Origin of the sequence: Bacteroides ndongoniae, assembly GCF_900108345.1 — a bacterium.
GTDB classification, from domain to species: Bacteria; Bacteroidota; Bacteroidia; order Bacteroidales; family Bacteroidaceae; genus Bacteroides; species Bacteroides ndongoniae.
In genome coordinates, this window is the sequence record NZ_FNVV01000013.1 from 1,336,935 (window position 1) to 1,361,225 (window position 24,291).

The 24,291-nt window shown below is 45.1% G+C and carries 21 protein-coding genes and 1 tRNA gene; 16 read left to right on the plus strand and 6 right to left on the minus strand.

Annotated elements, in window-relative coordinates; translation table 11 throughout:
- Positions 1-89 precede the first annotated feature (89 nt).
- From lipB to BQ5591_RS10030, 4 genes are all read left to right on the plus strand, one after another.
- Entirely contained in the window at positions 90-746 is a 657-nt protein-coding gene (gene lipB, locus BQ5591_RS10010) for a lipoyl(octanoyl) transferase LipB (protein WP_071149186.1), read from the plus strand.
- 154 nt (positions 747-900) lie between these two features.
- The gene (pheT, locus tag BQ5591_RS10015; RefSeq protein WP_071149187.1) at positions 901-3,363 is read left to right on the plus strand and encodes a phenylalanine--tRNA ligase subunit beta; all 2,463 of its coding nucleotides are present in this window, start codon (positions 901-903) and stop codon (positions 3,361-3,363) included.
- 266 nt (positions 3,364-3,629) lie between these two features.
- Positions 3,630-4,364 (plus strand): YebC/PmpR family DNA-binding transcriptional regulator, encoded by a 735-nt coding sequence (locus BQ5591_RS10025; protein ID WP_022164486.1) that lies wholly within the window; start codon positions 3,630-3,632, stop codon positions 4,362-4,364.
- The gene (locus tag BQ5591_RS10030; RefSeq protein WP_071149189.1) at positions 4,364-4,609 is read left to right on the plus strand and encodes a TIGR03905 family TSCPD domain-containing protein; all 246 of its coding nucleotides are present in this window, start codon (positions 4,364-4,366) and stop codon (positions 4,607-4,609) included. The genes BQ5591_RS10025 and BQ5591_RS10030 overlap by 1 nt, the downstream gene beginning before the upstream one ends.
- 126 nt (positions 4,610-4,735) lie before the next feature.
- Here the strand turns inward: BQ5591_RS10030 and fabD are convergent, their stop codons facing one another.
- Complete coding sequence (gene fabD / locus BQ5591_RS10035) at positions 4,736-5,623, minus strand: ACP S-malonyltransferase (protein ID WP_071149190.1); 888 nt, start codon at positions 5,621-5,623, stop codon at positions 4,736-4,738.
- A 404-nt stretch (positions 5,624-6,027) separates the two neighbouring features.
- Between fabD and BQ5591_RS10040 the strand changes: the two genes are divergently transcribed.
- The 11 genes from BQ5591_RS10040 to rplT all read left to right on the plus strand — a co-directional run bounded on the left by BQ5591_RS10040 (position 6,028) and on the right by rplT (position 18,155).
- The gene (locus BQ5591_RS10040) at positions 6,028-6,750 is read left to right on the plus strand and encodes an NUDIX hydrolase (RefSeq protein ID WP_071149191.1); all 723 of its coding nucleotides are present in this window, start codon (positions 6,028-6,030) and stop codon (positions 6,748-6,750) included.
- Between the two features lie 61 nt (positions 6,751-6,811).
- A complete protein-coding gene (locus BQ5591_RS10045) occupies positions 6,812-8,302 on the plus strand; it encodes a xylulokinase (RefSeq protein ID WP_071149192.1) in 1,491 nt (496 codons plus the stop codon).
- Positions 8,303-8,384: 82 nt separating this feature from the next.
- Positions 8,385-9,701: a xylose isomerase gene (gene xylA / locus BQ5591_RS10050; RefSeq protein ID WP_071149193.1), complete on the plus strand. Its 1,317-nt coding sequence runs from the start codon at positions 8,385-8,387 to the stop codon at positions 9,699-9,701.
- A gap of 100 nt (positions 9,702-9,801) precedes the next feature.
- Positions 9,802-11,277, plus strand: a complete 1,476-nt coding sequence (xylE, locus tag BQ5591_RS10055) for a D-xylose transporter XylE (protein ID WP_071149194.1) — start codon at positions 9,802-9,804, stop codon at positions 11,275-11,277.
- Positions 11,278-11,452: 175 nt separating this feature from the next.
- Positions 11,453-11,875, plus strand: a complete 423-nt coding sequence (ruvX, locus tag BQ5591_RS10060; RefSeq protein ID WP_071149195.1) for a Holliday junction resolvase RuvX — start codon at positions 11,453-11,455, stop codon at positions 11,873-11,875.
- A 73-nt stretch (positions 11,876-11,948) separates the two neighbouring features.
- Positions 11,949-12,503 carry a peptide deformylase gene (gene def, locus BQ5591_RS10065; protein ID WP_022164494.1) on the plus strand — a complete coding sequence of 185 codons (555 nt, stop codon included), beginning with the start codon at positions 11,949-11,951 and terminating at the stop codon, positions 12,501-12,503.
- 133 nt (positions 12,504-12,636) lie between these two features.
- Positions 12,637-14,694 carry a tetratricopeptide repeat protein gene (locus BQ5591_RS10070; RefSeq protein ID WP_071149196.1) on the plus strand — a complete coding sequence of 686 codons (2,058 nt, stop codon included), beginning with the start codon at positions 12,637-12,639 and terminating at the stop codon, positions 14,692-14,694.
- A gap of 82 nt (positions 14,695-14,776) precedes the next feature.
- Positions 14,777-16,717 (plus strand): threonine--tRNA ligase, encoded by a 1,941-nt coding sequence (gene thrS, locus BQ5591_RS10075; protein WP_022164496.1) that lies wholly within the window; start codon positions 14,777-14,779, stop codon positions 16,715-16,717.
- A gap of 112 nt (positions 16,718-16,829) precedes the next feature.
- On the plus strand, positions 16,830-17,432 hold the full coding sequence (gene infC, locus BQ5591_RS10080) for a translation initiation factor IF-3 (RefSeq protein ID WP_022164497.1): 603 nt from the start codon (positions 16,830-16,832) through the stop codon (positions 17,430-17,432).
- Between the two features lie 72 nt (positions 17,433-17,504).
- Complete coding sequence (gene rpmI / locus BQ5591_RS10085; RefSeq protein ID WP_022164498.1) at positions 17,505-17,702, plus strand: 50S ribosomal protein L35; 198 nt, start codon at positions 17,505-17,507, stop codon at positions 17,700-17,702.
- Positions 17,703-17,804: 102 nt separating this feature from the next.
- Positions 17,805-18,155: a 50S ribosomal protein L20 gene (rplT, locus tag BQ5591_RS10090; protein ID WP_022164499.1), complete on the plus strand. Its 351-nt coding sequence runs from the start codon at positions 17,805-17,807 to the stop codon at positions 18,153-18,155.
- 528 nt (positions 18,156-18,683) lie between these two features.
- Here rplT and BQ5591_RS10095 read toward each other — a convergent pair.
- From BQ5591_RS10095 to BQ5591_RS10115, 5 genes are all read right to left on the minus strand, one after another.
- Entirely contained in the window at positions 18,684-19,997 is a 1,314-nt protein-coding gene (locus BQ5591_RS10095; protein ID WP_071149197.1) for a phenylacetate--CoA ligase, read from the minus strand.
- A 4-nt stretch (positions 19,998-20,001) separates the two neighbouring features.
- Positions 20,002-20,586 carry an indolepyruvate oxidoreductase subunit beta gene (locus tag BQ5591_RS10100; RefSeq protein ID WP_022164066.1) on the minus strand — a complete coding sequence of 195 codons (585 nt, stop codon included), beginning with the start codon at positions 20,584-20,586 and terminating at the stop codon, positions 20,002-20,004.
- 4 nt (positions 20,587-20,590) lie between these two features.
- Complete coding sequence (locus BQ5591_RS10105; protein WP_022164067.1) at positions 20,591-22,183, minus strand: thiamine pyrophosphate-dependent enzyme; 1,593 nt, start codon at positions 22,181-22,183, stop codon at positions 20,591-20,593.
- 198 nt (positions 22,184-22,381) lie between these two features.
- Positions 22,382-23,416 carry an endolytic transglycosylase MltG gene (gene mltG / locus BQ5591_RS10110; protein ID WP_071149198.1) on the minus strand — a complete coding sequence of 345 codons (1,035 nt, stop codon included), beginning with the start codon at positions 23,414-23,416 and terminating at the stop codon, positions 22,382-22,384.
- Between the two features lie 119 nt (positions 23,417-23,535).
- A tRNA-Thr gene (locus BQ5591_RS10115) sits at positions 23,536-23,608 on the minus strand.
- A gap of 326 nt (positions 23,609-23,934) precedes the next feature.
- Here BQ5591_RS10115 and BQ5591_RS10120 point away from each other — a divergent pair.
- A complete protein-coding gene (locus BQ5591_RS10120) occupies positions 23,935-24,261 on the plus strand; it encodes a hypothetical protein (protein ID WP_083380923.1) in 327 nt (108 codons plus the stop codon).
- Positions 24,262-24,291: the final 30 nt, after the last annotated feature.

Below are 24,291 nucleotides of genomic sequence, written 5' to 3' on the forward strand. Positions count from 1 at the left end.
AAACAGTACGTTTTGACTTTTGTCGTTTATTGGGTTATAAATTATTCGGATTCTTTCCGATTTGAAAAAAAATTTTTATTTTTGCTTCCATGAAAATAGAACCGATAGACTGGAAACTGATTTCTTATGCCGAAGCATGGCAGCGGCAGAAGGAGTATTTTGACAAACTGGTGGAGGCCAAGTTGGCAGGAACTGAGTATGTGAATCATATTGTGTTTTGCGAGCATCCGCCTGTATATACTTTGGGGCGTAGTGGAAAGGAACAGAATATGTTGCTGGGTGAAGAGCAGTTGAACCGGATAGGAGCCACGCTGTATCATGTCGACCGGGGTGGTGATATTACTTTTCACGGGCCGGGGCAGCAAGTCTGTTATCCTATTCTGAATATGGAAGAGTTTGCTTTGGATGTAAGGTCGTACATCGGGTTGCTGGAAGAGGCCGTGATAGCTGTCTGTGCTTCGTATGGTGTTGTTGCTGGAAGGGTCGAAAAGGCTACAGGTGTGTGGCTGGATGGCGACAAGCCGACAGCACGTAAGATTTGTGCCATCGGAGTGCGGTGCAGCCGTTATGTGACCATGCACGGGCTGGCCTTGAATGTGAATACGGATTTGCGTTATTTTAGCTATATTCATCCCTGCGGCTTTGTGGACAAAGGGGTTACGTCGCTTCAGAAGGAACTGGGACATGAAGTGCCGATGCAGGAAGTAAAAGACCGGTTGCTGGAGGAATTGCTGACGAGACTGTAGACGTTTTGTCCTTCGCGTTGTTCCGGTCGTGGTTTCGCTTTACGTGTGGCCGAGAGGCTTGGCTATAGTAAATTCTTCTCTCATAATTCTCTGTCAACCAAAAAATCTTATTAACTTTGCAGGTCACTTTTGATAACAATAAAAAAATAATAATATGAATATCTCTTATAATTGGCTGAAAGAGTATGTCGATTTTGACTTGACACCGGAAGAAGTAGCAGCTGCGCTTACCTCGATCGGACTTGAGACGGGAAGTGTAGAAGAAGTACAGACGATTAAAGGTGGTCTGGAAGGTTTGGTGATTGGAGAAGTGCTGACATGCGAACCCCATCCGAACTCGGATCATATGCACGTTACGACTGTAAATCTGGGACAGGGCGAACCTGTACAGATCGTATGTGGCGCTCCCAATGTGGCAGCAGGACAAAAGGTCGTAGTAGCTACGCTGGGAACAAAATTGTATGACGGTGACGAATGTTTTACCATTAAGAAGTCGAAACTGCGTGGTGTGGAATCTAATGGTATGATTTGTGCGGAAGATGAGATTGGTATCGGAACGGATCATGCCGGAATCATTGTTCTGCCGGAAAATGCCGTACCGGGTACTCCTGCCAAAGAATATTATAATATTAAAAGCGATTATGTGCTCGAAGTAGACATCACGCCGAACCGGGCGGATGCATGCTCGCATTATGGAGTAGCTCGTGACCTGTATGCATACTTGGTACAGAATGGCAAGCAGACAACACTGAAGCGTCCTTCGGTTGAGGCGTTTGCTGTTGATAATCACGATCTGGATATTCAGGTGACTGTAGAAAATATCGAAGCATGTCCGAGATATGCCGGTGTGACGGTAAAAGGTGTAACAGTAAAGGAAAGTCCGGAGTGGTTGCAGAACAAGTTGCGCCTTATCGGATTGCGCCCTATAAATAATGTAGTAGATATTACCAATTATATAGTTCATGCTTTCGGTCAGCCTTTGCACTGTTTCGATGCCGACATGATTAAAGGTGGAGAGGTTGTTGTAAAGACGATGCCCGAAGGTACACCTTTTGTGACATTGGATGGCGTAGAACGCAAGCTGAGCGAACGCGATCTGATGATTTGCAATCGTGAAGAGGCCATGTGTATTGCCGGTGTGTTCGGCGGACTGAATTCAGGCTCTACCGAAGTGACCAAGGATGTCTTCCTGGAGAGTGCTTATTTCCATCCTACATGGGTGCGTAAGACTGCACGTCGTCATGGGCTGAACACTGATGCATCGTTCCGTTTCGAACGTGGAATCGATCCCAATTCAGTAATTTATTGCCTGAAACTGGCAGCTTTGATGGTGAAGGAACTGGCTGGTGGAACAATTTCTTGTGATATCAAGGATGTATGTTCGGCCGATTTCAGTGATTTCAGAGTAGATCTGCCTTACGAAAAGGTTTATGCTCTGGTAGGAAAAACGATACCTGCGGAAACTATCAAGAGCATTGTTTCAAGCCTGGAGATGAAGATTGTGGAAGAAACTTCCGAAGGCTTGGTGTTGGATGTACCGCCTTACCGTGTGGACGTACAAAGAGACTGTGACGTGATTGAAGATATTCTGCGTATCTATGGATATAATAATGTAGAAATTCCGTCAGCTTTGAAATCTTGTCTCACAGTAAAAGGTGAACATGATAAGTCGAACAAGTTGCAGAATCTGATAGCCGAGCAGTTGGTGGGTTGCGGATTCAACGAGATATTGAACAATTCATTGACTCGGGCAGGCTACTATGATGGTTTGGATAGTTACCCCTCGAAGAATCTGGTCATGTTGATGAACCCCTTGAGTACAGACCTGAATGCGATGCGCCAGACTTTGCTGTTTGGCGGTTTGGAAAGTATTGCTCACAATGCAAACCGTAAAAATGCAGATTTGAAATTCTTCGAGTATGGTAATTGCTATTATTATCATGAGGAGAAAAAGAATCCTGAGAAAGCTTTGGCTGCATATACGGAGGATTACCACTTGGGCTTGTGGGTTACTGGTAAGAAAGTTGCCAACTCGTGGGCGCATGCTGACGAAGACAGCTCGGTGTATGAATTGAAAGCTTATGTAGAGAATATCTTCAGTCGTGTAGGATTGCAGATGCGCGACTTGGTGGTAGGTGTGCAGGACAGTGATATTTATGCTGCGTCCTTGGCCGTATACACAAGAGGCGGTAAGCTGTTGGCTTCTTTGGGAATCGTTTCTCATAAGATTCTTAAGGGCTTCGATATTGACAATGAAGTGTACTTTGCGGATATCAATTGGAAAGAGTTGCTTAAGGCTATCAGAAATGTAAAGGTGAACTATGTTGAGCTGACCAAGTTCCCGGCTGTGAAGCGTGATTTGGCTTTGTTGATTGATAAGAAAGTGCAGTTCGCTGAAATTGAGAAGATTGCATACGAAACCGAGAAGAAGTTGCTGAAAGAAGTATCTTTGTTTGATGTTTACGAGGGAAAGAATCTCGAAGCTGGTAAAAAGAGTTATGCTGTAAGCTTTATGCTTCAGGATGAGAATGCGACTTTGAATGACAAGCAGATTGATAAGATCATGCAGAAGCTTATTAAGAATCTTGAAACAAAGCTTGATGCCAAGTTGAGATGATTCAAAGAGGGCAGTTGTACGTAATCTCATGAGAAAGAACAGGTTTGGAGCATTGGTCTGGCCAGTAGCACTTATTTGCTTCGATATATATATGATATATGTAGCTTTTAATAAGGCGCTCGGTAGCAGCACTTGTGAAGTGCGCATAATGGCGGGGATTGGCGGACTGATGGTTATCGTGTTTCTCGTATCAGAAGTGTATGACTTGATAAAGAAGATTAAGATATTAAAGAAAGGTAATATAACAATTTAAAAATAATAAACCAATGGGAAGAGCGTTTGAATATAGAAAAGCTACAAAGCTGAAAAGATGGGGCCACATGGCTAAGACTTTTACAAGACTGGGTAAACAAATTGCCATAGCTGTGAAGGCTGGTGGTCCGGAACCTGAAAATAATCCGGCATTGCGTTCGGTGATTGCTACTTGCAAGCGCGAGAACATGCCGAAGGACAATATTGAACGTGCGATTAAAAATGCGCTGGGAAAAGACCAGAGTGATTACAAGAGCATGACGTATGAAGGATATGGTCCTCACGGAGTAGCTGTCTTTGTTGATACGCTGACGGATAATCCGACACGTACGGTAGCTGATGTACGCAGTGTATTTAATAAGTTTGGTGGCAACTTGGGTACAATGGGATCGCTGGCATTCTTGTTCGACCATAAATGCGTGTTCACTTTCAAAAAGAAAGATGGCATGGATATGGAAGAATTTATCCTTGATATGATCGATTTCGATGTAGATGAAGATTACGAAGAGGACGAAGAAGAGGGCACAATTACTATCTACGGAGATCCTAAGAGCTATGCTGCCATCCAGAAGCACCTTGAAGAGGGCGGCTTTGAGGATGTCGGTGGTGACTTTACTTATATTCCGAATGATTTGAAGGATGTAGAAGCTGAGCACCGTGAAACTATCAATAAGATGATAGAACGTCTGGAAGAATTTGATGATGTTCAGACGGTGTATACTAATATGAAGCCGGAAGAGGGCGAATAATGACTTATACTTATAAAACTGCAGGAACTTGCAGTAGTAATATTGAGTTGGAGGTAGAAGACGGCATCCTGAAAGAAGTTGCTTTCTGGGGTGGTTGTAATGGCAATTTGCAAGGTATTTCCCGATTGGTAAAAGGAATGCCGGTGTGTGATGTCATCAAACGTCTGGAAGGTATCCATTGTGGTGGACGTCCTACCTCGTGCCCGGATCAGTTGTGTAAGGCATTGCACGAAATGGGATATTGAGTGCGGTGGAATAAAGATTTGAGTGAAATTTCGTGCGGTAGAAATATTTAGCTTATATTTCTGTTGAGATATAAAAAAGAGGGTTTATTAAAACCCTCTTTTATATATATATGATATTTGAACTTTTTATGCGATACCGTGAGCTGGTATAGAAGAGTCTATCTTTTTAATCAGGCCTTGCAGCACTGCGCCGGGGCCGCATTCTGTAAAGTCGGTTGCGCCGTCGGCTACCATGTTCTTTACAGTTTGTGTCCAGCGTACGGAAGCTGTCAGCTGGGCAATGAGGTTCTTCTTGATTTCTGCCGGATCGGTGTGAGGCAATGCATCAACGTTTTGATAAACGGGGCATTTCGGGGTATGAATTTCAGTAGCGTTAATTGCTGCTTCCAATTCTACTTTGGCAGGGTTCATGAGCGGAGAGTGGAATGCACCACCTACTTTGAGTGGAAGAGCGCGTTTTGCACCTGCGGCTTTCATCAGTTCGCATGCCTTATTGATTCCTTCGATCGAACCAGAGATTACAATCTGACCCGGGCAGTTGTAGTTGGCAGCTACGCAAACTTCGCCTTCGGCACTTACTTGTGCGCAAATTTCCTCTACTTTCTCATCGGGTAATGCGATGATGGCAGCCATGGTTGAAGGATGTGCTTCACATGCTTTTTGCATAGCCATAGCACGGGCGTATACCAATTTGAGGCCGTCCTCGAAAGTCAGTGCTCCAGCAGCTACTAAGGCAGAAAATTCTCCAAGTGAGTGTCCGGCGGTCATTTCGGGTTTGAATTCATCGCCCATGCAGAGCGCAGAGATTACTGAATGGAGAAATACGGCAGGCTGAGTAACTTTGGTTTGGCGCAGATCTTCGTCTGTTCCATTGAACATGATGTCTGTAATACGGTAGCCGAGGATATCATTGGCTTTTTCGAATAGTTCTTTAGCTAAAGCTGAATTTTCGTACAGGTCTTTTCCCATTCCTACGAATTGGGCACCTTGCCCTGGAAATACAAATGCTTTCATTTTTATTGTTTTTAGTTACTATATATAAAAAGTGCTGCAAAGTTAGGTCTTTTTCTGATAATCACCGCACATATATGCAATTTTTGTGCAATCCGATTGTAGACTGTGCTTTTTCAGGTACAATAAGTGGTGTATTGGATAGCATAGTTTAATCCTGCTTGAATTCCTTATAAATGAGAATGTTTCGCATTGTTTCTACTATGTGTTTGCCTATTGTTTACGAATGTATATATTACATATTGTATTGTTTACGATAAGCATGTGTTTCCATATTGTATGATGTATGATAACTATTTCTCTGAAAAATAATGCTTTATAACATACTAATTTTTATGTCTTATGCTATTGCATTTTGAAAAAACATCTATATATTTGCAGCGTTTAATCAAAATATCATGTAAAGCATGGAACACGAAATGCCATTGGCAAATAATCACATCTCGGTAGATTGTGTGGTAATAGGGTTTGACGGAGAACAGCTGAAGGTTTTGCTTATCCGTCGAATGGGAGAGGAAGAAGGTGAAGTGTTTCACGATATGAAATTGCCGGGAAGCTTGATTTATATGGATGAGGATCTGGATGGAGCTGCTCAAAGGGTGTTGAATGAACTGACTGGTGTGAAAAATGTGAATCTGGTACAGTTTAAGGCCTTTGGCTCTAAAGACCGGACCAAGGACCCTAGAGATGTTCATTGGTTGGAACGTGCCATACAGTCGAAGGTTGAACGTATTGTGACCATTGCTTATTTGTCGTTGGTAAAGATTGACCGTACGCTGAATCGTGATTTGAATAATTTGCAGGCGTGTTGGGTGGCTTTGCCGGATATCAAAGATTTGGCTTTTGATCATAATTTGATTATAAAAGAAGCTTTGCTGTATATCCGTCAGTATGTAGAAGCGAATCCGTCTGCTCTGTTCGATCTGCTTCCGCGTAAATTCACGGCTTCTCAGTTGCGTACACTGTACGAATTGATATATGGAAAACCGATTGATGTGCGTAATTTCCATAAGAAAATCGCTTTAATGGAGTATGTAGTACCTCTCGAAGAACGTCAGCAGGGAGTGGCTCATCGTGCTGCCCGCTATTATCGTTTCGATAAGAAAATCTATAATAAGTCCAGACGTTAAGAGGGACTGGGTATATTCCTTGTAAAAACATAGAATTATTAACTTTTAATATAATTTCAAAGTGTATCTATTAGGTTATGACATCGGTAGCTCGTCGGTAAAGGCGAGTTTGGTAAATGCAGAAAGTGGAAAATGTGTTTCTTCTGCTTTTTTCCCGAAAACGGAAGCTGCTATTATTGCAGTAAAACAAGGTTGGGCAGAACAGAATCCTGAAAGCTGGTGGGAAAACCTGAAGCTGGCTACGGAGGCTATTCTCACAGAATCGGGTGTGAACGGAGGAGAAATTAAGGCTATTGGTATTTCTTATCAGATGCATGGATTGGTATGTGTAGACAAGAATCAGCAAGTACTGCGCCCGGCAATTATCTGGTGTGATTCGCGAGCCGTTCCGTATGGACAGCGTGCGTTTGAGACATTGGGCGAAGAACGTTGCCTTTCTCATTTGCTGAATTCTCCGGGCAACTTTACTGCTTCCAAGTTGGCTTGGATTAAGGAGAATGAACCGGAGGTTTACGAGAAGATATACAAGATTATGCTTCCTGGTGATTATATCGCGATGAAGTTGAGCGGTGAGATCTGTACAACGGTATCAGGCTTGTCCGAAGGTATGTTTTGGGATTTCAAAAACAATTGCCTGGCAGAATTTCTGATGGATTATTATGGCTTTGACTCTTCGCTGATAGCTGATATAAAACCGACATTTGCCGAACAGGGGCGTGTTACTGCGGCTGCAGCTAAAGAATTAGGTTTGAAAGAAGGTACTCCTATCACTTATCGCGCTGGTGACCAGCCGAACAATGCACTTTCACTGAATGTCTTCAATCCTGGTGAAATCGCTTCAACGGCAGGTACGAGTGGCGTTGTTTATGGAGTGAACGGAGCAGTAAACTATGATCCAAAGTCTCGTGTCAATACTTTTGCACACGTCAATCATACTGCTGATCAGACCCGTCTGGGTGTGTTGCTTTGCATCAACGGAACAGGTATCCTGAACTCATGGGTAAAACGTACAATTGCTCCCGAAGGTATTTCTTATAATGAAATGAATGTACTGGCTTCTCAAGCTCCTATTGGAAGTGCAGGCATCAGCATTCTGCCTTTTGGTAATGGTGCCGAACGTATGCTGGAGAATAAGGAAATCAATTGCTCTATCCGTGGTCTGAACTTTAATCTGCATGGCAAACAGCATATTGTACGTGCAGCACAAGAAGGCATTGTATTCTCGTTTAAATATGGTATTGATATAATGGAAGGTATGGGTATTCCTGTACAGAAGATACATGCCGGACATGCCAATATGTTCCTGAGTTCCATTTTCCGTGATACGTTGGCTGGTGTGACTGGTGCTACCATTGAGTTGTATGATACCGACGGTTCGGTTGGTGCAGCCAAGGGTGCAGGAATTGGTGCAGGTATTTATAAAGATAACAACGAAGCCTTTGCCACACTGGAAAAACTAGACGTAATAGAGCCTAACCAGAGCAAACGTCAGGAATATCTTGATGCTTATGCACGTTGGAAGCATCGTTTGGAAAAGTCTATGAGAGATTAATTTAATTGAACAGAAGAAGATTTTATTATTAACCCGCTTTCCTGCAATATATATGTAGGAGGCATAAAATATAAAGAATATTATGGCAACAAAAGAGTATTTTCCTGGTATTGGAAAAATTAAATTTGAAGGTGTAGAAAGCCGCAATCCGATGGCATTCCGTTACTATGATGCTGAAAAGGTAGTCATGGGTAAGAAAATGAAAGACTGGTTGAAGTTCTCAATGGCATGGTGGCACACACTTTGTGCTGAAGGTGGTGACCAGTTTGGCGGTGGCACAAAGAAATTCCCGTGGAATGTTGCAACAGATAAAGTTCAGGCTGCTAAAGATAAGATGGATGCAGGTTTCGAATTCATGCAGAAGATCGGTATCGAGTATTATTGCTTCCACGATGTAGACCTCTGCACAGAAGCTGATACTATCGAAGAATATGAAGCTAATCTGAAAGAAGTTGTTGCTTATGCTAAGCAGAAACAAGCAGAAACAGGCATTAAACTGTTGTGGGGTACTGCCAATGTATTTGGTCATGCACGTTATATGAACGGTGCTGCTACTAACCCTGACTTTGATGTAGTGGCTCGTGCTGCCGTACAGATTAAGAACGCTATTGATGCAACTATCGAACTCGGTGGTTCTAACTACGTATTCTGGGGTGGCCGCGAAGGTTATATGTCTTTGTTGAACACTGATCAGAAGCGTGAGAAAGAACATTTGGCTCAGATGCTGACAATCGCTCGTGATTATGCACGTAGCAAAGGTTTTACTGGAACATTCCTGATCGAACCGAAACCGATGGAACCGACAAAACATCAATACGATGTTGATACAGAAACTGTAGTTGGTTTCCTGAAAGCTCACAACTTGGATAAGGATTTCAAAGTAAACATCGAAGTAAACCATGCTACTTTGGCCGGACATACTTTCGAACACGAGTTGGCTGTAGCTGTTGATAACGGTATGTTGGGTTCTATCGATGCTAACCGTGGCGATTATCAGAACGGATGGGATACCGACCAGTTCCCCATTGATAACTACGAACTGACTCAAGCTATGATGCAGATCATCCGTAACGGTGGTCTGGGTAACGGTGGTACAAACTTCGATGCCAAGACTCGTCGTAACTCTACCGATCTGGAAGATATCTTTATCGCACACATCGCTGGTATGGATGCAATGGCTCGTGCTTTGGAAAGCGCAGCTCGTCTGCTGGAAGAATCTCCTTACAAGAAGATGCTGGCCGATCGTTACGCTTCATTCGACAGCGGTAAGGGTAAGGAATTCGAAGAAGGTAAGCTGACTTTGGAAGACGTTGTTGCTTATGCTAAGGCTAACGGTGAACCGAAGCAGACTAGTGGCAAGCAAGAACTGTACGAGGCTATCCTCAATATGTATTGCTAATAGATTAAAGTGATATGTAATGGGCTGCGCTTTCTGCCAGTCGGCAGAGAGGCAGCCTGTTTTTTTGTTTATAAACTATTTCTAATATCATTTTTATACCATGAACTATACAGAAAAAGGAAGTAAGGTCTATCTTTTTTCGATTGTGATGGTGGCTGTTATCGGCGGATTGCTGTTCGGTTATGATACGGCGGTCATTTCAGGCGCAGAAAAAGGACTTCAGGCTTTCTTTATGGGAGCTTCGGACTTTACTTACACAGATACGATTCACGGCATCACTTCCAGCAGTGCATTGATAGGATGTATCATCGGTAGTGCCATTTCAGGTTTTTGTGCATCCAATTTTGGACGTAAAAAGTCTCTTTTTATTGCTGGTATTCTGTTCTTCTTATCAGCGTTGGGATCTTATTATCCCGAATTCCTGTTCTACGATTACGGAGTTCCGTCTTATTCGCTTCTTATCGCTTTCAATTTTTATCGCGTATTGGGTGGAGTCGGTGTAGGTTTGGCATCGGCCATTTGTCCGATGTATATTGCCGAGATCGCTCCCAGTAATATTCGGGGTACATTGGTATCCTGGAACCAGTTTGCCATTATCTTTGGTCAGCTGGTGGTTTATTTTGTGAATTTCCTTATTTTGGGCGACAATGCCAATCCCGTTATCAAAGCAGTCGAGGGAGTAAATCAGATTCTGAATCCGGAAGCTGCTGCCTGGACTACTGAAACCGGCTGGCGTCTGATGTTTGTCAGCGAGGCTGTTCCTGCCGGCTTGTTCGCAATACTTGTTCTCTTGGTTCCCGAGACTCCTCGATATTTGGCTATGTGTGGTCGCGATGAGAAGGCTTTGGATATCCTGAGCCGTATTAACGGTGTGACTCAGGCTAAAGTAATTTTGGCTGAAATCAAGGCTACTGCCCACGAAAAGACCGAACGTCTGTTCACTTATGGCTGGATGGTGATCTTTATCGGTATTATGCTGAGTGTGTTCCAGCAGGCTGTAGGTATCAACGCTGTGCTCTATTTTGCTCCCCGTATTTTCGAAACAATGGGTATGGGCAATCCGATGGTGCAGACTGTGATTATGGGTATCATCAACATTCTGTTCACCTTGCTGGCTGTGTTCACAGTCGAAAAGTGGGGACGTAAGCCCTTGCTTATTTCCGGTTCTATCGGTATGGCTATCGGTGCTTTCGGTGTTGCGCTGTCCAATGTGCTGACAGGACTTCCGCCGATGGTGTCTGTAGTAAGTATTATGGTTTATAGTGCTTCCTTTATGTTTAGCTGGGGCCCCATCTGCTGGGTACTGATTGCCGAGATCTTCCCGAATACAGTGCGTGGCGCAGCTGTTGCCATTGCTGTGGCTTTCCAGTGGATATTCAATTTCATCGTTTCGTCTACGTTTGTGCCGATGTACAACATGACGCTGGGCGATATGGGCGAGAAGTTTGGACATATGTTTGCTTATGCTCTGTATGGAATCATCTGCGTGATTGCTGCAATTTTTGTTTGGAAGTTGGTTCCCGAAACCAAAGGCAAGACATTGGAAGACATGACACGTCTTTGGAAGAAAAAATAAGTTTTCCGGTTTTTAGCCGGTCTGATTACAGATAAAAGTTCAATGCCTGGCAGTAAGGACAATCTGTGTCAGGTAGTAAAAAGGGGGTATCCGGACTGTTCGGATGCCCTTTTTTGCATTATAGCGTCTCATTTGGGTGCAGGTTTCGATTTTTAATCGTACTTTTGCACCAATTATGAGTAGAATATTAGCCATAGATTACGGACGAAAACGCACCGGAATTGCTGTAAGCGATCCCTTGCAGATGATAGCCAACGGCCTGAGAACTGTGCCTACGCATCAGCTGCTGTCGTTTATTCTTGATTATGTGAGCAAAGAGCCGGTAGAACGGATATTGGTTGGACTCCCTAAGCAGATGAATAACGAAATGTCAGAAAACATGCAGCGGATTGAGCCGTTTGTACGTTCGTTGAAGAAGAAGCTGCCCGATATGCCGGTAGAGTATGTCGATGAACGGTTTACTTCTGTTCTGGCCCATCGTACAATGTTGGAAGCCGGCCTGAAAAAGAAAGACCGTCAGAATAAGGCTTTGGTCGATGAGATTAGTGCGACGATTATTCTGCAGTCCTATCTGGAAAGCCGGGGAATGCGTGGCTGAAGCTTTTGCTGACAGACGGGGCGGACGTGCCGCGTCGGTAAATGTAGAAATGAAACATTAAAAAAATACACTTATGATTTTACCCATTTATGTATACGGACAACCCGTATTGAGAAAAGTGGCAGAGGATATTACACCTGATTATCCTAACCTGAAAGAACTTATAGCCAACATGTTTGAAACAATGGACCATGCCGATGGAGTAGGGCTGGCTGCGCCGCAGATTGGTTTGCCTATTCGTGTAGTCGTAGTCGACCTGGATGTTCTTTCCGAAGACATGCCTGAATATAAGGATTTCCGCAAGGTTTACATTAATGCCCATATTCTTGAGGTTATGGGCGAGGAAGTTTCGATGGAAGAAGGTTGCCTGAGTCTGCCCGGCATTCACGAGTCTGTGAAACGTGGTGATAAGATTCATGTCAGATACCTGGACGAGAATATGGTCGAACACGATGAAATTGTAGAAGGCTACCTTGCCCGTGTCATGCAGCACGAGTTCGATCACCTGGAAGGCACAATGTTTATCGATCATTTGTCGCCTCTTCGTAAGCAGATGATTAAAGGCAAGCTGAACGCTATGCTGAAAGGTAAGGCCCGCTGCTCTTATCGGGTTAAGACAGTGAAATGATTTACCGGTTCTGAATAGAAAGTTTTGAGATACTAAAAAACTCAAAAACAAACGGAAAAACTCTTTCCTAAGTCCTGTCAAGTAAACGAAATGCATTACTTTTGCTTTCGTATATAAGTATTTGTAAGACAAAATGGTAAAAAAAATATTAGCAATCCTTTTGCTGTTTCCCGCATTGCTGTGTGCGCAAATCAATACAGAGCGAGTAATGACAATTGCCCGAAATGCTTTGTATTTTGAAGATTACGTGCTTTCTATTCAGTACTTTAATCAGGTAATCAACGCAAAGCCTTATCTGTTTGAGCCTTATTTCTTCCGAGGTTTGGCCAAGATTAATCTGGAAGACTTCCAAGGCGCCGAGGCCGATTGCGACAAGGCCATTCAGCGCAATCCTTTTGTCGTAGGAGCCTACCAGATCAGAGGTTTGGCGCGCATCCGGCAAAATAAGTTTGATGGCGCCATCGAAGACTATCAGACGGCTTTAAAGTATGATCCCGAAAACCTTGTGCTGTGGCATAACCTGTCGTTGTGCCATATGCGGAAGGAAGATTACGACTCGGCTAAGGAAGATTTGGGTAAGTTGCTGGCTATTTCTCCCCGTTATACGCCTGCTTATCTGATGCGTGGCGAGGTCTATCTGAAACAGAACGATACCATTCAGGCATTGAACGATTTCGAGAAAGCCATTGAACTGGACCGTTACGACCCAGACGGTTGGAGCGCGCGTGCCATTGTGCGTATTCAGCAGGGCAAGTATAAGGAAGCAGAAGCAGACCTTGATCAGGCCATTCATCTGAGTGCTCGCAATGCCGGCAATTACATCAACCGTGCTTTGGCCCGTTTCCATCAGAATAACCTGAGAGGAGCCATGAGCGATTATGACCTTGCTTTGGACATTGATCCGAATAACTTCCTGGGACACTATAACCGTGGATTGCTTCGTGCGCAGGTTGGCGATGACAACCGTGCTATCGAAGACTTCGATTTTGTTCTTCAGATTGAGCCGGACAATATGATGGCTACCTTCAACCGCGGATTGCTTCGTGCGCAGACCGGCGATTACCGTGGAGCTATCAGCGACTATTCGAAGGTGATAGATGCTTATCCAAACTTTATGGCTGGTTATTACCAGCGTGCCCAGGCCCGTAAAAAGATTGGTGATGCGAAAGGGGCCGAACAGGACGAGTTCAAAATCATGAAGATGCAGATCGACAAGCGGAACAATGCGGCGTCGGGCAATGCAGATAAAGATATGGCCGACAATTCGGATTCTTCCAAAGATGATAGTAAGACTCGTAAGAAGTCGGATAAGAATGTGGAAAACTATCGTAAGATTGTGATTGCCGATGATTCGGAATTTGAGCAACGTTATACGAGCGACTACCGCGGACGCGTGCAGGATCGTAATGTAATTATCAAACAGGAGCCTATGTATGCGCTGACTTATTACGAAAAGGTGAGCGATGTGAAACGTACTGTTCATTTCCACCGTTACATCGACGAACTGAACCGTTCCAAACTCTTCCCAAAAATGTTGCGTATCACCAATATGGAAGCACCGTTGACCGAAGAACAGGTACGTTTCCATTTTGCTCTGATCGACTCGCATACATCGGATATCGTGGCCGATGACCATAATGCCGTAAAACGTTTCATGCGTGGATTGGACTTCTATCTGGTACAGGACTTTGCCAGTTCGGTAGATGACTTTACCAAGAGTATCCTGTTGGATGATACTTTCTTCCCGGCCTATTTTATGCGTGCTTTGGTGCGTTGCAAGCAGCTGGAATACCAGAAGGCTGAGGAAAGTATGGAGGGAGGAAACGCCCCGACAACGGTAGGAGGAATTAACAATAACAATGCGAAGAAATCAGAAGTTACAACGATCGATTATAATATTGTACGCGATGACCTGAACCACGTTGTCGAGTTGGCTCCCGATTTTGTGTATGGTTACTACAACCGAGGAAACGTTTCAACATTGCTGAAAGATTATCGGGCGGCTGTTGCTGACTATGACAAAGCCATCGAGCTGAATCCGGAATTCGGTGAAGCTTATTTCAACAGAGGTCTGGTTCACATCTATCTTGGCAACAACAAGCAGGGACTTCAGGATTTGAGCAAGGCCGGTGAATTGGGTATCGTGTCAGCATATAATGTAATTAAACGCTTTACCGACAGAAGCGAATAACATTTTTTTGCTAAAAAGTGGATTATCAAAAAGAAATAGCTATTTTTGCGCTTTGAAAAATTGAAAAATCAATAATTCTATTATGATAAAGATAACTTTTCCAGACGGCTCTGTACGGGAGTACAACGACGGAGTGACGGGACTGCAAATAGCAGAAAGTATTAGTTCTCGCCTGGCACAGGAAGTGCTGGCTTGTGGCGTGAACGGAGAGACTTATGATTTGGGACGTCCTATTAACGAGGACGCAGAAGTTGTATTGTATAAGTGGGAAGACGAGCAGGGAAAGCATACCTTCTGGCATACAAGTGCCCACTTGCTGGCCGAGGCATTGCAGGAGTTGTATCCGGGCATTCAGTTCGGTATCGGTCCGGCTATCGAAAACGGCTTCTACTACGATGTCGATCCGGGCGAGACTCCTATCAAGGAATCCGATCTGCCTGCTATTGAAAAGAAGATGGCAGAACTGGCCGCCAAGAAAGAAGCGGTGGTAAGAAAAGATATCGCGAAAGACGATGCCCTGAAAATGTTCGGCGATCGTGGAGAAACATACAAGTGTGAACTCATTTCCGAACTGGAAGACGGACATATCACTACCTATACACAAGGTGCTTTTACTGACTTGTGCCGTGGTCCGCATTTGCTCAATACCGCACCTATCAAGGCTATCAAATTGACTTCTGTAGCCGGTGCATATTGGCGTGGACAGGAAGACCGTAAGATGATGACACGTATCTATGGTATCACTTTCCCGAAGAAGAAGATGCTTGATGAGTATCTTGTTCTGCTGGAAGAGGCCAAGAAGCGCGACCATCGTAAGATTGGTAAGGAGATGGATTTGTTCATGTTCTCCGATACAGTCGGAAAAGGTTTGCCGATGTGGTTGCCGAAAGGTGCTGCCTTGCGCATCCGTCTGCAAGACTTCTTGCGTCGCATCCAGAGTCGTTACGACTATCAGGAAGTAATGTGTCCGCCTATCGGCAACAAGTTGCTGTATATCACGTCGGGCCATTATGCTAAATACGGAAAAGATTCTTTCCAGCCTATCCAGACTCCGGAAGAAGGCGAAGAATACTTCCTGAAACCGATGAACTGTCCGCACCACTGTATGATTTACAAGAACTCGCCCCGTTCGTATAAGGATCTGCCTTTGCGCATTGCCGAATTCGGAACTGTTTGCCGTTACGAGCAGAGTGGTGAGTTGCACGGACTGACCCGTGTACGTAGCTTTACGCAGGACGATGCGCACTTGTTCTGCCGTCCCGACCAGGTGAAGGAAGAATTCTTGCGTGTGATGGACATCATTTCTATCGTATTCAAGTCGATGAACTTCCAGAACTTTGAAGCTCAGATTTCTTTGCGCGATAAGGTTAACCGCGAGAAGTATATCGGTAGCGATGAAAACTGGGAGAAGGCCGAACGTGCCATTATCGAGGCTTGCGAGGAAAAAGGTCTGCCTGCTAAGATCGAATACGGCGAAGCCGCTTTCTATGGTCCTAAGCTCGACTTCATGGTGAAGGATGCCATTGGCCGTCGCTGGCAGCTGGGTACAATTCAGGTAGACTACAACTTGCCTGAACGTTTCCAACTGGAGTATACCGGTGCCGACAACCAGAAACACCGTCCGGTTATGATTCACCGTGCACCGTTTGGTTCGATGGAACGTTTCGTTGCCGTACTTATCGAACATACAGCCGGTAAATTCCCCTTGTGGCTGACCCCCGATCAGGTTGCCATTCTGCCTATCAGCGAGAAGTTTAACGACTACGCTAATGAGGTAAAGAACAGCCTGAAGAAGTATGATATCCGTGCGCTGGTCGACGAGCGTAATGAAAAGATAGGTCGCAAGATCCGTGATAACGAGATGAAACGTATTCCTTACATGCTGATTGTCGGTGAGAAAGAAGCCGAAAACGGAGAAGTTTCTGTTCGTAAGCAGGGAGAAGGTGACCAGGGTAGCATGAAATTCGAAGATTTTGCAAAAAAAGTCTACGAGGAAGTGCAAAATATGATAAATAAGTGGTAAATTTGCGCCCAATTGCAGAAGCAAGTCTGAAAATGCATTCAGATGACGCTTTTTTAAGATAAAAGAATTTAGTAGTAATAGTAAAAAAACAAACTGGAAGTAAAAGTTATTAATGAAGAATGACAGCTTAAAAGGGCAACACCGGATTAATGAACAGATCCGTGCCAAAGAAGTCCGTATAGTGGGCGATGAAGTAGAATCGAAAGTCTATCCGATAGCGCAGGCCTTGAAGCTTGCCGAGGAACATGAAGCGGATCTTGTGGAGATTTCTCCTAATGCTCAACCCCCTGTTTGTCGTATAATCGATTACTCTAAATTTCTGTATCAGTTAAAGAAACGTCAGAAGGAACAGAAAGCCAAGCAGGTAAAGGTCAACGTGAAGGAAATACGTTTCGGTCCTCAGACCGACGATCATGATTACAACTTTAAGTTGAAACATGCCAAAGGCTTTTTGGAAGATGGTGATAAGGTGAAGGCTTACGTATTCTTTAAAGGACGTTCCATCCTGTTCAAGGAGCAAGGAGAAGTATTGTTACTTCGTTTTGCCAACGACCTTGAAGACTATGCAAAGGTAGATCAGATGCCTATCCTTGAAGGAAAGCGTATGACTATCCAACTTTCGCCCAAGAAGCCGGGCAGCCCCAAGAAGGCTGCTGCTCCGAAGCCCGCTGAAGAACCCAAGAATGTTCAACGCGACGCTGAGGACGAAGAATAATTAATGGAAAAGTGAGTTGCGCCACGGTATAGTGCGTAACCATATTATTAATAATTTAAAAGTTAAAGTAAGATGCCAAAGATCAAGACGAACTCCGGTGCTAAAAAAAGATTCACTCTTACCGGAACGGGTAAAATCAAAAGAAAGCACGCTTTTCATAGTCACATTCTGACTAAGAAAACTAAAAAGCAAAAGAGAAACTTGTGTTATTCTACACTTGTTGACACCACAAATGTTAGCCAGGTGAAGGAACTCTTAGCGATGAAGTAATCGAAAAGTGTACTAAAAGTATCAAAGTTATTAACCGAATGCATTAGCTTTAAGTCTGTTGTTTCAAAGCAATGGCGCTAACATTCAAAAAAAAGAAAAACTATGCCAAGATCAGTAAATCATGTTGCTTCAAGAGCAAGAAGAAAGAAAATTTTGAAATTGACCAGAGGTTATTTTGGTGCAAGAAAGAACGTATGGACCGTAGCCAAGAATACTTGGGAGAAAGGTTTGACTTATGCGTTCCGTGACCGTAAGGCCAAAAAGAGAAATTTCCGTGCGTTGTGGATTCAACGTATCAATGCAGCTGCACGTTTGGAAGGTATGTCTTATTCCAAGCTGATGGGTGCTTTGCATAAAGCCGGCATCGAAATCAACCGTAAGGTGTTGGCCGATTTGGCAATGAATCATCCCGAAGCATTCAAGGCTATTGTTGCCAAGGCTAAGGCTGCATAAAGACTCTGATAAATTGAAAAACTGATAGGATGCCGACTGCAGATGATGTAGCTGGCATCTTTTTTTATGCCTATACGAGAGAAAAGAGGGGCTGAAACGCACAAATTTGTTCAATTGCTTGTTTCTTTCACATAAACTTCTTATCTTTGTTATAGAAAAAATAGCCGCATTGATTGGATCGGGAAACTCATCAATTTTTATGAAATACCGAGACAAGCTTCGCTTCTCAATGGCGGGCCACGCCCTTCGGGGTAACCTTTGAGTCGGTGGATTACAAAGAGGACGAGCACTCAAACCATGTCATTCGGAGTTTCATCACATCATCGGTGCGGCTTTCTTATAAAAAAGGGAATGTGTCAGGTTGGCGCATTCCCTTTTCTTTTCGTTCGTTTCAGGATCATTCTGGCCCGCTTTTTCAGATAGAAATAGGCCTTAACTAGGCTCTGTTTTTTTTCCAGTTAGGGAATAAAAATTCCCCAGTTAGGAAAAAATTTTTTCCTAACTGGGGAGAATTTGGGGGGGAATTACTTACTTTTCTTTGTTGTCGCGCAAGTCTCTTACCCGGACAGCTTTTCCTTCGCTCTGAGGCAATGAGCCTTTTTTTACCAGTTTCACCTTGGGGGTGACCAGTATTTCGTCTTTCAGCTGGCGGGTGATGTCCTTGCGTATCTTTTCCAGTTCGATGTAATTGTCGGTCGACAAGTCGCTGAGTTCTACCTCTACAATCATTTCGTCCTGATTGTCCACTGTTTCCAGGGTGATGAGATAGTTGCTTCCCAGCTGCGGGAACTGTACCAGAATCTTTTCCACCTGCATCGGGAAGATGTTTACTCCCTTGATGATGAACATGTCATCGCTACGTCCTTTGATGCGGTCAATACGCAGGTGTGTACGTCCGCAGGGACACGTACCGGGCAGGATGCGTGTCAGGTCGCGCGTACGGTAGCGTATCAGTGGCATCATTTCACGGTCGAGGGTAGTCAGCACCAGTTCACCAATTTCGCCATCGGGCACTGGTTCGCCTGTTTCGGGATTGATAATTTCTACCAGGTAGCAGTCTTCCCAAAAGTGCATACCGTTCTGCTCGGTACACTCGAAGGCTACGCCCGGACCGTTCATTTCCGTCATACCAAAACTGTTGTAGGCCTTTACGCCCAGCATGCGCTCTATTTTCTTGCGTTGTTCGTCAGTATGAGGCTCCGCACCAATGACAAGGGTTTTCAGGCTTGTCTGGGTGGGATCCATGCCTTCTTCCTGGAACACTTCGGCCAGACGGATGGCATAGCTGGGGATGGCGTGCAGGGCAGTTGTCTTGAAGTCTGTAATGAACTTGATCTGACGCTTGCTGTTTCCTGCAGCAGCCGGCACTGTCAGCGCTCCTAAACGTTCGGCTCCGTATTGGAAGCCCAGTCCGCCGGTAAACATGCCGTAGCCCGAACTGTTCTGGAAAACATCGGTTTTGCGGATGCCTACCATGTAGAGGCAGCGAGCTACCAGATTGGCCCACGAATCCAAATCGTGTTGTGAGTGTACGATGACGGTAGGGGTACCGGTCGTACCACTGGACGAGTGGATGCGTACTCCGTCTTCGCGCATGTTGCCTGCTACCAGTCCGAAAGGATAGTTGGCGCGCATATCGGCTTTGGTAGTGAACGGTATCTTGCGTATGTCTTCCAGGCTTTGAATGCTGTCTGGCGTGATGCCGTGCTCCTGGAACACTTTCTTGTAATAAGGGGCATGGGAAGCGATGCCTATTGTTTTCTTTAGTCGTTGCAGTTGTAATTCACGGAGTTTTTCCCGTGGCATGGTTTCGATTTCTTCTTCCCAGTACTTGTCATTCATGGTTCTATTGTATAAGTTTTTCTGCTATTTCTTTGCCTGCTGCCAGTGCTTTCAGGTTCATTTCCACAATGGCATCGCCCTTGCGCTGGAAGATTTCGCGTACGCTTTCCTGCATGGTAGCGTAGTCGATGCCCAGGAAGGGGATAGTGGCTCCCAACAGCACGATGTTGGCCACACGGGGCGAACCGGCTTCCTTGGCTATCTCGCTGACGTTTACCACAATTTTGTGCGGCAGCTTGTCAAGTTCGGCTTTGAGGGCTTCTTCGCTGGGGTAATTGGGAATGTTGACAAAGGGAACTGCATTGGTCACCAGCCAGCCTTCGTGATTCAGGTAGGGCAGATAGCGCAAGGCTTCCATAGGCTCCAGCGAGATGATCAGGTCGCACTTGCCGGTCGGAATCAGGTCGGATGCGATGGGCTGGTCGCTGATACGCAGGTTCGACTGTACGTCTCCTCCGCGCTGGCTCATGCCGTGTACTTCGGCTTGTTTCATATACAAGCCCTTTTTCAGGGCAGCTTTACCGATAACGGTGGCGATAGACAGGATGCCTTGTCCTCCTACGCCCGAAAGTATGATGTCTTTTTTCATGGCTTTACTTGTTACGTTTTTTGCGTGCTAATGTCTGTATACACTCTCTGCGGGGGATGATGACCGATACTCCGTGGTATTCAATTTCCTCGCGTATCACTTGCTTCATTTCTTCGTAGTTCTTCTTCAGAGGCACTACTACGCGGATGTGTTCCGGTGCTACACCAATGCCGGCGCAGATGGCTTCCAGACGTCCGGTTCCGGCAGAGTCCTGTCCACCTGTCATGGCGGTTGTTTCGTTGTCCGAGATGACGATGGTGACGTTGGCATTCTCGTTGACACAATCCAGCAGACCTGTCATGCCCGAGTGAGTGAAAGTCGAGTCACCGATGACGGCTACCGATGGATATAATCCTGCATCGGCCGCTCCTTTGGCCATGGTGATAGAAGCTCCCATGTCTACACACGAGTTGATGGCGTGGAAGGGGGCGTTGGCTCCCAGTGTATAGCAACCGATGTCGCTGAATACCTTGTGCGAGGGATATTCTTCTTTCAGCACCTGTGTCAGTACGGTGTACATGTCGCGGTGTCCGCAGCCTTCGCACAGTGCGGGCGGTCTCATTTCTACCAGTGACGGAACGCTGAATTCAGCCTTGTTTTCCTTGCCTACGGCACGTGCCACACTGTCGGGGGTCAGTTCGCCGTCGGTCGGCAGTGTACCGTCCAGTCTTCCTTTCACTTTGACGCCCAGTCCCAGATAACCTTTCAGCTGCTTTTCTACAAAGGGCTGTCCGTCTTCCAGCACCAGAATCTCTTCGCATTCGTTTATCAGCTGTGTCAGTTGCTTCTTGGGCAGCGGGTACTGACCTATTTTCAGCACGGGATATTCGCAGCCTTCGGGATAGCTTTCCATCAGGTAGTTGTAGCCGATGCCACAAGCTACGATACCCAGTTTCTTATTGGGTCCGTCAATGTATTTGTTGAAGGGAGAATTTTCGGATGCTTTTACAAACTCGTCCTGTTGTTGTAGCAGGGCTTTGTAGCGTTTGCGGGCATTTCCCGGCAACAGGATGAACTGACGCGGGTCGTCGCTGAAAGCCAGTTCGTTCTGAGCCTGTTGTTCCTTGCGTTCTACGCCCGAGCGCGAATGGGCCAGACGGGTAACGATGCGCAACAGCAGGGGTTCGCCCGTCTGTTCGGAGAAGCGGAAACCTTCGTAGGCCATGTCGTAGGCCTCCTGCTGACTGCTGGGTTCGAATATAGGTATCAGTGCAAAGTCGCCGTAGAAGCGGCTGTCCTGTTCGTTTTGTGAAGAGTGCATGCTGGGGTCGTCGGCTGCCACGACTATCATTCCGCCTTTAACACCAGTCATGGCTGCATTGATGAAACAGTCGGCTGCCACGTTCATTCCTACATGCTTCATGCAGACCAGCGACCGTTTTCCGGCAAACGACATGCCCAGTGCAGCTTCCATGGCCGTCTTTTCATTGGAGCACCACCGGTTGTGGATGTTCCGTTCGGCCGTTATAGGCATCATCTGTATGTATTCGGTGATTTCAGTAGACGGAGTGCCCGGATAGGCGTAAACGCCCGAAAGTCCGGCATCTAGTGCAGCTTGCGCTATGGCTTCGTCGCCAAGTAAAAGTTGTTTGCTCATATCTGTCTTTTTTAGGTATTAATTTAAAGTCTTTGAAGTTAATGGGTGGCTGTGAAACCGTCCTGCTTCAGGCAGGCGATGCCATCCTTTAGCTTCTTAACTTCTACAAGCTTTGCAGAACTTGCGAAACTTGTGTGGTTGTTTTTTCGGTTAGTTAACCGCAAATATAAGCTTTTGCTTTTACATAAGAACACAAAATCACTTAAAAATCTTTCTTTCGTTCAGGGCTTTCCAGTATTTGCGTGCATTTTTCATGTGTTCTGTGTAGTTGGATGCGAAGTTGTGTGTCCCCGAGAAGTCTTCTTTGGCACACATATAGATGTAGTCGTGCTTTTCATAATTCAGCACGGCATCGATTCCGACAGGAGTAGGGATGCGTATCGGTCCGGGAGGCAGTCCGATGTTGCGATACGTGTTGTACGGCGAATCCACGGTCAGGTGCTTGTTGCTGATTCGTTTCAGTTGGAAGTCTTGCAGGGCAAATTTGACTGTAGGATCGGCCTGTAAAGGCATGTCTTTGTGCAGGCGGTTGATGTAAAGTCCTGCTACGGTAGGTTTTTCGGCGTTGTTGTTGGTCTCTTCTTCTACGATGGAAGCCAGTGTGCATACCTCTTCGGGCGTCATGCCTGCGGCTTGCGCCTTTTGTTTTCTTTCCTCATTCCAGAAGCGGCTGTGCTCTTTTTGCATCCGCTCTACGAACTGTTCCGCACTGATGTCCCAATATACCTGATAGGTGTCGGGGATGAAAAGACAGGGCAGGGTCTCTTTCTGATAACCCCACTGCCGGATAAGCATCGTGTCGTTCAGCAGACTGGCTATTTCGGCAGAGTCTATCATGAGTTGTTTGCCTACGTTGCGTGCCAGGCGATCCAGTGTTCTGACGCTACCGATGGTGAGGTTCATAGGCTCCTGATAACCACGGTACAGTCGGCTGAATACGTGGTATGCATTGTCGGCAGGGCGAATGGCATAGCGTCCGGTGCGGATATGCTGGCCGTATTCCCTATAGCGTGCCAGTAGTTTGAAGCCGGACAGGCTGGCAGCTTTGCCTTGTGTCTTCAGCTTGTGGCAGACAGAGTCGATATTGTCGTCGCGGTCGATGTAGATATAGCTGGTTTTCGACGGATGAAACTGGGGAGCCAGTAACAGGTAGTAAGCAGTTCCGGCACATGCCAGTCCAATGAGGACCAGGGCCGCCAGTCCTCCCAAAAGCATTTTCTGTTTCTTTTTCATTTAAGTCTGAATACGTCGATTTTTTGTTCGTAAATCTTTGGAAAGAAGTGTGGCGTTTCTCTCTTTTCGTCTTGAAACAAAAAAAAGAGATGCGGTCACATCTCTTTCTCTACATTTCGAGCCGATAGCCGGACTTGAACCGGCGACCTACGCGTTACGAATGCGTTGCTCTACCAACTGAGCTATATCGGCAATCTCTTTTCGTTTTACGGGGTGCAAAGGTACTGTTTTATTTGGAACTGCAAAAATAATCGCTTGTTTTTTTAGGAGCGAATCGAAAAAGTAGGGGAAGTGGTTGGTGGGGGAGAAAGGATGGGGGATTTTAGTGAAGGGGTAAAATGGGGGAGTTCTGGCTTGAGGAATTGAAAACTAATCTCTTTTGTTTTTTTAGTTGAAATTGGGGTAGTAAAATTGTTTCGAATTAGTATTTTTGGATTATAAAGAACAGCTGTCTGAATATTCTTCCAGATGAATGAAATTAGTTATATTTAAACTTTATCAAACATTAGATATTGAGCATGGAAAAAAATAATTATTTACCTTTCTGTAGGTATTATAAAGGTGAGGAAGAGAACCCTTACAAAAATGGGGATAAAAATCTATTTTGGTTTTATGAAGAGAAATGGATTGCGTTAAGCATTAATAAAGATGATATTCTTGGTGATATGCTTGATGAATATATTTCTGCTGGGCTTTCTGAGTTTAACATGATGGATGATACACCGATCACACTAAAAGCTCTTTTATTTAATCGTTATTGTCACTGGTATGGCGGATATGGATTAATCGAAGATGCAAAAGCTTTTAAAAAGTTTTATTTGAACAGTTATACGAAAGAGGTGTAATCGTCTCTTTCCTTTTGTTGCTGTGGTTTG